This window comes from Roseovarius sp. MMSF_3350, assembly GCF_030733425.1.
Classification (GTDB): Bacteria; Pseudomonadota; Alphaproteobacteria; order Rhodobacterales; family Rhodobacteraceae; genus Roseovarius.
Genome location: NZ_JASHIZ010000012.1, coordinates 128,273 through 137,765 on the forward strand (window position 1 = coordinate 128,273; position 9,493 = coordinate 137,765).

The 9,493-nt window shown below is 64.4% G+C and carries 13 protein-coding genes; 7 read left to right on the forward strand and 6 right to left on the reverse strand.

Features of this window, described 5'->3' with window-relative positions; translation table 11 throughout:
- Window positions 1–71: 71 nt before the first annotated feature.
- The 3 genes from RBB31_RS12970 to RBB31_RS12980 all read left to right on the forward strand — a co-directional run bounded on the left by RBB31_RS12970 (window position 72) and on the right by RBB31_RS12980 (window position 2,382).
- A complete protein-coding gene (locus RBB31_RS12970) occupies window positions 72–887 on the forward strand; it encodes a lytic transglycosylase domain-containing protein (protein ID WP_306129725.1) in 816 nt (271 codons plus the stop codon).
- 186 nt (window positions 888–1,073) lie between these two features.
- Window positions 1,074–1,508, forward strand: coding sequence for a glyoxalase superfamily protein (locus tag RBB31_RS12975; RefSeq protein WP_306129726.1), 435 nt, complete (start codon window positions 1,074–1,076; stop codon window positions 1,506–1,508).
- A gap of 163 nt (window positions 1,509–1,671) precedes the next feature.
- Entirely contained in the window at window positions 1,672–2,382 is a 711-nt protein-coding gene (locus RBB31_RS12980; protein ID WP_306129727.1) for a hypothetical protein, read from the forward strand.
- A gap of 213 nt (window positions 2,383–2,595) precedes the next feature.
- On the opposite strand, the gene RBB31_RS12985 is transcribed toward RBB31_RS12980, so the two are convergent.
- Complete coding sequence (locus RBB31_RS12985) at window positions 2,596–3,021, reverse strand: DUF6314 family protein (RefSeq protein ID WP_306129728.1); 426 nt, start codon at window positions 3,019–3,021, stop codon at window positions 2,596–2,598.
- Between the two features lie 55 nt (window positions 3,022–3,076).
- Here RBB31_RS12985 and purB point away from each other — a divergent pair, with 55 nt between their 5' ends.
- The 3 genes from purB (at window position 3,077) to RBB31_RS13000 (ending at window position 5,851) form a co-directional block, all read left to right on the forward strand.
- Window positions 3,077–4,384 (forward strand): adenylosuccinate lyase, encoded by a 1,308-nt coding sequence (purB, locus tag RBB31_RS12990; RefSeq protein WP_306129729.1) that lies wholly within the window; start codon window positions 3,077–3,079, stop codon window positions 4,382–4,384.
- A gap of 106 nt (window positions 4,385–4,490) precedes the next feature.
- Window positions 4,491–4,652, forward strand: a complete 162-nt coding sequence (locus RBB31_RS12995; RefSeq protein WP_306129730.1) for a hypothetical protein — start codon at window positions 4,491–4,493, stop codon at window positions 4,650–4,652.
- A gap of 125 nt (window positions 4,653–4,777) precedes the next feature.
- Window positions 4,778–5,851, forward strand: coding sequence for a flagellar motor switch protein FliG (locus RBB31_RS13000; protein WP_306129731.1), 1,074 nt, complete (start codon window positions 4,778–4,780; stop codon window positions 5,849–5,851).
- 3 nt (window positions 5,852–5,854) lie between these two features.
- Here RBB31_RS13000 and RBB31_RS13005 read toward each other — a convergent pair whose 3' ends face one another.
- The gene (locus RBB31_RS13005) at window positions 5,855–6,937 is read right to left on the reverse strand and encodes an ABC transporter ATP-binding protein (RefSeq protein ID WP_306129732.1); all 1,083 of its coding nucleotides are present in this window, start codon (window positions 6,935–6,937) and stop codon (window positions 5,855–5,857) included.
- Window positions 6,938–7,293: 356 nt separating this feature from the next.
- Between RBB31_RS13005 and RBB31_RS13010 the strand changes: the two genes are divergently transcribed.
- The gene (locus RBB31_RS13010) at window positions 7,294–7,428 is read left to right on the forward strand and encodes a hypothetical protein (protein WP_306129733.1); all 135 of its coding nucleotides are present in this window, start codon (window positions 7,294–7,296) and stop codon (window positions 7,426–7,428) included.
- A gap of 6 nt (window positions 7,429–7,434) precedes the next feature.
- Here the strand turns inward: RBB31_RS13010 and RBB31_RS13015 are convergent, their stop codons facing one another.
- The 4 genes from RBB31_RS13015 to ccmB all read right to left on the reverse strand — a co-directional run.
- Window positions 7,435–7,974, reverse strand: a complete 540-nt coding sequence (locus tag RBB31_RS13015; protein WP_306129734.1) for a DsbE family thiol:disulfide interchange protein — start codon at window positions 7,972–7,974, stop codon at window positions 7,435–7,437.
- Complete coding sequence (gene ccmD / locus RBB31_RS13020) at window positions 7,967–8,122, reverse strand: heme exporter protein CcmD (RefSeq protein WP_371931326.1); 156 nt, start codon at window positions 8,120–8,122, stop codon at window positions 7,967–7,969. The genes RBB31_RS13015 and ccmD overlap by 8 nt, the downstream gene beginning before the upstream one ends.
- The gene (locus RBB31_RS13025; RefSeq protein ID WP_306129736.1) at window positions 8,122–8,856 is read right to left on the reverse strand and encodes a heme ABC transporter permease; all 735 of its coding nucleotides are present in this window, start codon (window positions 8,854–8,856) and stop codon (window positions 8,122–8,124) included. Before RBB31_RS13025 ends, ccmD begins: the two co-directional genes overlap by 1 nt.
- A 17-nt stretch (window positions 8,857–8,873) precedes the next feature.
- A partial coding sequence (gene ccmB, locus RBB31_RS13030) for a heme exporter protein CcmB (RefSeq protein ID WP_306129737.1) occupies window positions 8,874–9,493 on the reverse strand: 620 nt, incomplete at its 5' end.

Genomic DNA, 9,493 nt, shown 5'->3' on the forward strand with positions numbered 1-9,493 from the left:
TCATGGAGAATTGACTTTGTTCCCCTGACCCGCTCGACTAACATCGCCTGTGTCTGACTTGGAGCTGCCCAATGTACCCGAAACTTAAATCTCGATTTTTTGCGCTTGCCGTTGCTTGCGCCGCCACCGCAACGGCCGGCACCGCTGCCTATTCCCAATGTGGCAACAACGCCAACGGGTTCGAGCAGTGGAAGTCCAGCTTCGCCCAGCAGGCCCAGGCCGCCGGCGTCGGCCAACGGGGCCTTCAGGCGCTGGCCCAGACCAGCTATGCCTCCAGCACCATCGCCGCCGACCGCAACCAGAAAAGCTTCCGCTATTCGCTGGACAAGTTCATGCAAGTGCGCGGCGCCAACACGATCATCTCGCAGGGCCGCCAGCGCAAGGCGCAGAACCCCGGCTTCTACAACTGGATCGAACAGAATTACGGCGTGCCCGCCGGTGTCATCATCGCCATCCACGGCATGGAAACCGGTTTTGGCGGTTTCATGGGCGACAGCTCCGTCGTCTCGGCCATCGTGACCCTGACCTACGATTGCCGCCGCTCGGATTTCTTTCGCCCGCACGCCATCGGCGCGCTGAAACTGGTGGATCGCGGCTCGATCACCGTCAACACCCGCGGCGCCAAGCATGGCGAGCTGGGCCACACCCAGTTCTTGCCCGGCAACGCGCTCACCTACGGCGTCGACGGCAATGGCGACGGGCGCGTGGACTTCTACAATCAGGCCGATGCCCTTGTTTCCACCGCGAATTTTCTACGCCGCAAGGGGTGGCAGCCGGGCGCCGGCTACCAGCAGGGACAGCCGAATTTCCGTGTGATTCAGCAATGGAACGCCGCCACCGTTTATCAACAGGCGATCGCGATCATGGCCGCCAAGATCGACGGCTGAGCACCGCAGGCTTGACGCAGCGGCACACCATGCCTATCTGCGGGTCTCACGGGGCGTCAGGTCCCCGCCGCCCGCAGGCCGCCCGGCCATGGTGAAGCCCTGACAGTGACATTGCATCGACCCGGGGCTCGACCGGGCAGCAACGCGGGCCCTGCCGATCTTTTCGCCCCGTTTGGGATCAATGCAATGACACAGACCACACTTCCCCCGCGCGACGTGCTGAAAGGCCATGCGCGCAATCTTCGCCAGACGCTGGGACGCGCCGGAACGCCGATCAGCCACTCCACCGCGCTCGAACACGTGGCCCATCAATGGGGCTTTCGTGACTGGAACACCCTGTCCGACGCCGTCCCGGCCGCGGCCCCCCGCGCCTGGACACTCGGTCAGCGCGTCTCGGGCCGCTACCTCGGTCATGACTTTACCGGCACCGTCCGCGCGGCGCGCCGTCGCGGACCGAATCATGTGGAGTTGGGCATCGACTTTGACACCCCCGTCGATGTGGTCGCCTCGCCGCGCTTCAGCGCCTTGCGGCAACGGGTGACCTTCACCATCGGCGCCACCGGACGCACGGTCGAGAAAACCTCGGATGGGGAGCCTCACGTTGTCCTCGACCTGACCTGAGGCAAAGGGCGTGCCGCGCCGGCATTAAGCGCGGTACGCCCCTTTATTTCAAGGCTTCGGATCCCCTATCCGGGATCGCAATCGTAATCTTGCCGCAGTTTTTTCCCAAGCCGGTCGCAGTTGCTCCATAGATCTTGGTCCGCCCCTTTCCTGCAGGCCAGGCATGCACGACGAACAGCAGACATCTATCGCGACCTTCGGTTATCGCCATGCGCCCCCGGTGCAGGCCGGTGATATCGTGCAGGTGATCGACGAGATGCTGCAAGGCACCGACGCCCAGCCGCGCCGGATCACCTGGGTCAGCGACGCCCTTGCGATGATCGACCGCATCGACGTGCGCGTCGCGATGGCACTTTTGCCGCCCAGCCGCGAGGATCGCCACACGCGCCTTGTCCTTGCCGTCGGGCGCGCCCCCGTCGCGCCGGCCGATGACGACCTGCTGTGCCCCTCCTTCGTGCATCTCGCCGACCGGCTGGTCTATCGCATCTCGGAAGACATGCCCTACGACACGATAATGCGCGGCGAAACGCCCGAGCCGGTCGACCACGACCTCATCCTGTCGCTGTGTGATCTGCTGCGAAAGTCGTCCCGCGGCTCCGACTCCTCGGCCACCGCCAATATGCAGCCTGTCGGGGGCCGAAGACGCACTTCGGCCACCATGCCCGCCGAAGAGCGGTTCGACGTGATCCTCGCTGACGATGTGGCGGACATCATCCCGAGCGTGCCCGCCTGGCTGGAAGAACGCGCCGCGCCCACCAAGCCGCTGCGCTTGACCGTGCATACCATGGCGCTGACGATCATGCTCTACTCCGCCCCGCTCGGCGCGTTTCTGTTCACCTATTCCGTGCTCCGCGACATCACCGGCGACAACTGATCCGTCCCGTCCGCGCCACCCGTGAAAAATGAAACGGGCGGCACCTCCCTAGGTGCCCCCCCCCCGCCTGTATGAAGCCCGTTTCTCCGGCTTTTTGTCTGTTCGCCCTCGTCAAGGACCGTGCCCGCCCGGCTCTTTCATTTGCTATTGTCCCTAATAGCGAAACAATTTGACCGAATTAAGGCAATCTGTTCACCTCTGGCCCGCGCCGGGTCACGTGTACCGGCTGACCATCCGATAGGCCTTGCGCGGTCCCCTCACGGCCCAGGTTGCCGTCCACTCCGGCCAGAGCGTGAAATCATAGGCTACGTGATACATATCCGGATCGCACCAGTGCCGCGCCTCTGCGCTGTCCGTTATACTGTGAAAGAACCGCGCGTCCTCGAACAACACATCGATCCCGCCGCCCACGCCGACCCGCCACAAGTAACCCCGCTCGGCCCGCATTGGCGCCTGCCCGGCCACGGTCAGCACACCGGTCTCGCGATAAGACAGCCCGCCGTCATCGGGCATGAAAGACGCCGTGCCCTCGAACCGTGCGGGCGGCGCGCCCGCGTGCACCACGTCGCGCTCCAATCGCCATTTCCCTTCGAATTCTGCCAGTTCCGGTACCAATCGCCACGCCCGTCTTGCCGCCACCCGTTCCTCCGTCTAAACCGCGCCCGACACCCATTCAATCCAAAGGTCCGTTCGCATGATCCCTCGCTATTCCCGCCCCGACATGGTCGCCATCTGGGAACCCGCCACCAAGTTCCGAATCTGGTACGAGATCGAGGCCCATGCCTGCGACGCCATGGCCGACCTTGGCGTGATCCCGCGCGAGAATGCCGAGGCCGTGTGGAAGGCAAAGGATGTGCAATTCGACGTCGCCCGGATCGACGAGATCGAGGCCGTGACCAAGCATGACGTCATCGCCTTTCTCACCCACCTGGCCGAACATGTGGGCAGCGAGGAAGCCCGCTTCGTCCATCAGGGCATGACCTCCTCGGACGTGCTCGATACCTGCCTCAACGTCCAGCTGGTGCGCGCCGCCGACCTGCTGATCGCCGACATGGAAGACCTGCTCGCCGCCCTCAAACGCCGCGCGTTCGAGCACAAGATGACCCTTCGCGTCGGCCGCTCCCACGGGATTCACGCCGAACCCACCACGATGGGCCTCACCTTCGCGCGTTTCTATGCTGAAATGGACCGCAACCTTACCCGCCTGCGCACCGCCCGCACCGAGGTCGCCACCGGCGCCATTTCCGGCGCGGTCGGCACCTTCGCCAATATCGACCCCCGGGTCGAGGAACATGTCTGCGCCCAACTGGGCCTCACCCCCGAACCGATCAGCACGCAGGTCATCCCCCGCGACCGCCACGCCGCCTTCTTCGCCACCCTCGGCGTCATCGCCTCGTCCATCGAGAACGTCGCCATCGAGATCCGACACATGCAGCGCACCGAGGTCCTCGAAGGCGCCGAATTCTTTTCGATGGGCCAGAAAGGCTCGTCGGCCATGCCGCACAAGAAGAACCCCGTGCTGACCGAGAACCTGACCGGCCTCGCCCGTCTCGTCCGCATGGCGGTGATTCCCGCGATGGAAAACGTGGCGCTCTGGCACGAGCGTGACATCTCTCATTCCTCGGTCGAGCGCATGATCGGCCCCGACGCCACCGTCACGCTCGATTTCGCGTTGGCGCGCCTGACCGGCGTCATCGACAAGATGATCATCTTCCCCGAGAACATGCTGGAAAACATGAACAAGTTCCCAGGCCTCGTCATGTCTCAACGCGTCCTTCTGGCCCTGACCCAAGCCGGCGTCAGCCGCGAGGATGCCTACGCCATGGTCCAGCGCAACGCCCTCAAGGTCTGGGAAGAACGCACCGATTTCAAAGAGGAACTTCTGGCCGACGCCGATGTCGTCGCAGCTCTGGGCACAGATCAGATCGAAGAGAAATTCGACATGGATTACCACACCAAGCATGTCGACACGATCTTCACCCGCGTCTTCGGGGAAAGCTGAATTTCCGGGCAGATCGGGCGATACGCCGCGCAAGTCCGGACCAAAACACTGGTCTGAAGCCGATTCCGTGTTACCATCGGGGTTCCAGTGAAAAGGAGTTCAATCCATGAAGTCCAAGACCATTACCACGTCCCTGGCCCTCGTTCTGGCCTCCACCCTTTCCGCCGCCGCGATGTGCCCTGGCAAGTCGCATCAGGCTGCCTCCTGCGCCGAAGGCATGGTGTGGGACAAGACGTCCGGCACCTGCATCGAACAGACGATGAGCTGACCGGCGCACATATCCCAAGGCGAGACGGCGCACCCGGGACCGGGCGGCGCCGTTTCAAATTTTAGCTTTAGACATTTCTTCACCCCTCCTGCCCTAGTGTGCCGGAACCTGATCCGGGGACTGGAATGAGCAGCAGTAATTTTGGGCAACTGGCGCTTCCGGGGCCGTCCGCAAACGCGGCGGCCCAGCTGACCCGCCGGCAGAAGGCCGCGATCATCGTGCGGTTTCTCATCAACGAAGGCGCCGACGTGCCCTTGCACGACCTGCCCGACGACTTGCAGCGCCGCCTGACCCAGCAGATCGGCACGATGCGCTATGTCGACCGCTCCACCCTGGCCGATGTCGTGGCCGAATTCGCCTCCGAGGTCGAGGCGATGGGCCTGACCTTCCCGCGCGGCGTGGCCGGGGCGCTGACCGCTCTCGACGGGCGCATCAGCCCGCAAACCGCCGCGCGCCTGCGCAAGGAAGCCGGCGTGCGGCAGTTCGGCGACCCGTGGGAGCAGGTTCGCGCCGCCGAAACCGAAGATCTGCTGGATATCCTGCAATCCGAAAGCACCGAGGTCGCCGCTGTCCTGCTGTCCAAGCTCGACGTGGCCCGCGCCGCCGAAGCCTTGGGCAAGATGCCGGGCGACGCCGCGCGCCGCATCGCCGTCGCCATGTCTCAAACCGGCGCGGTTACCCCCGATGCCGTCGACCGGATCGGCCTGTCGCTCGCCGCGCAACTGCACAGCATTCCCGAAACCGCCTTTCCCGACGGCCCCGTCGAACGGGTCGGCGCCATTCTCAACTACTCCCCCGCCGCCACCCGCGACGACGTGCTCATGGGCCTCGACGAAAGCGACCAGGGCTTCGCCGCCAAGGTGCGCAAAGCGATCTTCACCTTCGTCAACATCTCCGAACGGCTCAATCCCATCGACGTGCCCAAGATCACCCGCGATGTCGATCAGGCCGCGCTAATACAGGCACTGGCCCATGCCCAGACCGCCGACGAGACCCGCCTCTCCGCCGACTTCATCCTCGAAAACATGTCGAAACGCATGTCCGATGCTCTCCGGGAAGAGGTTGAGGCATTGGGCAAGGTCAAACCCAAGGACGGCGAAGCCGCCATGACCGAGGTGGTCAACGTCATCCGCACGCTCGAGGCCAGCGGCGAATTGCAACTGATCATTCCCGACGAGGAAGAAGAGGACGGTGGCTGAGGCTCAGTCCACCGGAAATATGAAGCATTTGTCGCGCCGGATGGTCAGCCACATCGGCGTGTCGTTCTGCGGTAGAAATACCGCCGGCACCGTCACCTTGAAGCGCGGTCCGCCGAATTCCATTTCGAACTCGACCAGGCTCTCGCCGCCCATGAACCGCGCCCGCTTCACCACGCCGCGCACCGCCGTGCCGTCGCTGATCGTTGGCACCGGCCCCTTGCCCGCGCGATCGAAATCCAGCTTCACATGCTGCGGGCGCACCACGATCTCCACCGCCTGCCCGTCCGGCACACCGGGCGCCAGGAATTGGCCGAACGGCGTCTCGGCCAGCGCGCCATGCACCTCGCCGCGCACCACGTTCACGTCGCTGAAGAACGAAACCGCCGCGCGGTCCGCCGGCGCGTTGTAGATATTATAGGGCGCGCCCTGCTGCACGATCCGCCCGTCGCGCATCAACGCGATCGTGTCTGCCATGCGCATCGCTTCCTCGGGCTCGTGCGTGACCAGCAAAACGGCGGTGTCCTGCTCGCGCAGGATTTCCAGCGTCTCATCCCGGATGCCGTCGCGCAGACGGTTGTCGAGGCCCGAAAACGGCTCGTCCATCAGCATGATCGAGGGCCGCGGCGCCAAGGCACGGGCCAGCGCCACCCGCTGCTGCTCGCCGCCCGACAACTCGTGCGGAAAATTCCGCGCATAGCCTTCCAGCCCCACGCGCTCCAGCAACTCGCCCACGCGCGCGGCCTTCTCGTCGGCCGTACCGCCAAGGCCGAATGCCACGTTCTCACCTACCCGAAGATGCGGGAACAAAGCGAAGTCCTGAAACATCAGGCCGATATGGCGCCGCTCGGGCGGCACGCGAAAGACGGTGTCGCAGACCAGCTTGCCATCGACCCAGATTTCACCCGCGTCCTGCATCTCGACGCCCGCGATCATCCGCAGCGTCGTTGACTTGCCACAGCCCGACGGCCCCAGAAGGCACGTCACCTGACCCGGCAGCACCGACAGCGACACGTCATCCACCACCAAGCGCCCGTCGTAACGGCGCACAAGGTTGCGTGTCTCAAGGCGCGGGGTGGGATCCTGCACGTCTGCCTCTTCGCTTTCCCGATCAAATGCGTCGGGCTTGTCGTCGCAGATAGCAACCCCGCCTGCCCCGCGCAAGATGCCCGGCACCGCGCCCTTGCAAGCTCCGTCATCCGCGCACACCGGCTCCGAGCCAAATCGCACCGCCTCAAAGCGATCTCCTGCCGGCGCACCCGAACCCGACGCCCTGCGCGATCGTTACCTGGGCCATACTCCGCGCGCCATCCCGCGATCTTTGCAAGTTCACGCCGATGTGCGCAGAGGTCAGGTTTTTCAGACTATCGCGGCACGACAGTTGTGCCTAACTGGATCGTACGAACGAGCAGCAAAAACAAAAAAACCATCAACGGAGCCTACCGATGCGAAAATACGTGATCTCCATACAGGTCGCCTTGATCGCCCTTCTGGCCATCACCGGCGCCCTGGCCAGCCCTGACACGCCCCCCGCCTGCCCGCTGGGCGAAACCGCGCAGGTCGAAACCTGCAAAAAATAACAGGACTCAGCCGCCCCGCGCTTTCTCGATCGCGGGGCGGATCTGGCTCTCCATCACGCGCTCGGTGATCGGCCCCGGAAAGCGCAGCACGACCCGCCCCTCGCCGTCGATCACATAGGTCTCCGGCACGCCGTAAAGCCCCCAGTCCAGCGCCATGCGCCCGTTCGGATCGGCCCCGATGGCCGTGTAGGGATCGCCCAGTTCTTCAAGAAACCCCAGCGCATTGCCCGGCTGATCCTTGTAGTTCACGCCGTAGATCGTAATGCCTTCCTCGGCCAGCGCCTCCAGATGCGGATGCTCCACCCGGCAGGGCGCGCACCAGCTGGCCCAGTAATTGACCAGTTTCACCCCGCCGCTACGCAGGTCGGCATCGGTGAACGGCGTTTTGCCGTCCAGCGGCGTCAGCGCCACCGCCGGGGCCTGTTTGCCCTCGATGGCCGAGGGCAGCGCATCGGGGTCATCGCGCTGCATCCCGATATAGAACACCGCGGCCAGCGCGGCGAAGATCACCGGCGGCAACACCATCAGGAAAGAGGTTCTAGGCATCCGATTTCCGCTTTCTTTCAACGTCTTTCAACGCGTTCTTCACGCGCACCGACCGCCGCCAGCTGAACACGACCAGCGCGATCAACAGCACCAGCGACACCGCGTAGGATGACAGCACCGCCTCGGCGTATTTTCCAAGCTCGGGCATCACGCCTCCATCCGGTCACGGGCCAGAAGCGCCCGCATCCGCCGCGCCCGGATCTCGGTTTGCGTGCGCAGGAACACCAGCGCGATGAACAGAAACACGAACCCCGCGATGCAGACCAGCAGCGGGAAATAGAACACGTCCGCCACGTTCTCTTCCTTGTCGAGGCTCAGCGACGCCCCCTGGTGCAACCCCTGGTTCCAGAACAGCACCGCGTAGCGGCTCAGCAGGGCAAAGACCGACCCCACGATGCACAGGATCGAGGTCAGGTCAGCCGCCGTGTCGTCATTCTCGATGGCTTCCCACAGGGCGATGTAGCCGAGGTAGAACAGGAACAGGATCAGGAACGAGGTCAGCCGCGGATCCCACGCCCACCACGTCCCCCACATCGGCTGGCCCCAGATCGCCCCGGTGGCCAGCGCGATCACCGTCATGACCACGCCCACGGGGGCGGCCGCGCGGGCCGCCAGCGCGCTCACGTGGTGCCGCCGCACCACCCAGATCAACGATGCCACCAACATCATGATCCACGCGTTGATCGCCATCAGCGCGCTCGGCACATGCAAATAGATGATCTTGACGGTCGATCCCTGCCGAAAATCGTCCGGCGTGAAGAAGAACCCCCAGATCAGCCCCGTCGCCAGGCACAGCACCGCCAGCACCGACACCCACGGCAGAACCTTGTCGGTCGTATCGATGAACTTCTTCGGGTTGGCGTATTCCCAGAGTGATGCCACGCGCGCAGATCCTTTCGTTAACGCAGGTTGACCCTCAATACCGCAGCCGATGCAAAAGGCAAAAGCGCGATGGTGCCGCAGGTGATCCCCGCCAGCATCAGCATCGGCGTCGTGTAATCCTGCCCGTCCACGCCCCGCCGCGCCATCTCGGCGCCAAAGATCAACGTGGGTACGTAAAGCGGCAGCACCAAGAGGCTCAGCAACAGCCCGCCCCGGCGCAGCCCCACTGTCAGCGCCGCCCCGAACGCACCGATCATGCTCAGCGCCGGCGTACCAAGGAACAGTGACAGGACCAACGGCCCATAGCCCTGCACAGGCAGGCTCAACAACACGCCAAGCACAGGCGCCGCCAGCACCAGCGGCAATCCCGTCGTGATCCAGTGCGCCAGTCCCTTGACGGCGGCCACCGCCTCCATCGGCAGGGGCGCGGTCGCCAGCAAATCAAGGCTCCCGTCCTCCCAATCGAGCGCGAAAATCCGGTCGAGCGAAACCAAGCAGGCCAGCAGCGCCCCGATCCACAGGATGCCCGCTGCGATCCGCGACAACAATTCCGATTGCGGCCCCACGCCGAATGGCACCAGCACCACGACGATCAGGAAAAAGGCCAGGCCCAGACCGAACCCGCCCCCGGCCCGCA

What these genes read in the sequence shown, in the direction of transcription:
- RBB31_RS12970 (WP_306129725.1), top strand. Translation starts at nt 72, where the DNA reads ATGTACCCGAAACTTAAATCTCGATTTTTTGCGCTTGCCGTTGCTTGC.
- RBB31_RS12975 (WP_306129726.1), top strand. Translation starts at nt 1,074, where the DNA reads ATGACACAGACCACACTTCCCCCGCGCGACGTGCTGAAAGGCCATGCG.
- RBB31_RS12995 (WP_306129730.1), top strand. Translation starts at nt 4,491, where the DNA reads ATGAAGTCCAAGACCATTACCACGTCCCTGGCCCTCGTTCTGGCCTCC.
- ccmD (WP_371931326.1), bottom strand. Translation starts at nt 8,122, where the DNA reads ATGCCCGAGCTTGGAAAATACGCCGAGGCGGTGCTGTCATCCTACGCG.
- RBB31_RS13015 (WP_306129734.1), bottom strand. Translation starts at nt 7,974, where the DNA reads ATGCCTAGAACCTCTTTCCTGATGGTGTTGCCGCCGGTGATCTTCGCC.
- RBB31_RS13000 (WP_306129731.1), top strand. Translation starts at nt 4,778, where the DNA reads ATGAGCAGCAGTAATTTTGGGCAACTGGCGCTTCCGGGGCCGTCCGCA.
- RBB31_RS13010 (WP_306129733.1), top strand. Translation starts at nt 7,294, where the DNA reads ATGCGAAAATACGTGATCTCCATACAGGTCGCCTTGATCGCCCTTCTG.
- RBB31_RS12980 (WP_306129727.1), top strand. Translation starts at nt 1,672, where the DNA reads ATGCACGACGAACAGCAGACATCTATCGCGACCTTCGGTTATCGCCAT.
- purB (WP_306129729.1), top strand. Translation starts at nt 3,077, where the DNA reads ATGATCCCTCGCTATTCCCGCCCCGACATGGTCGCCATCTGGGAACCC.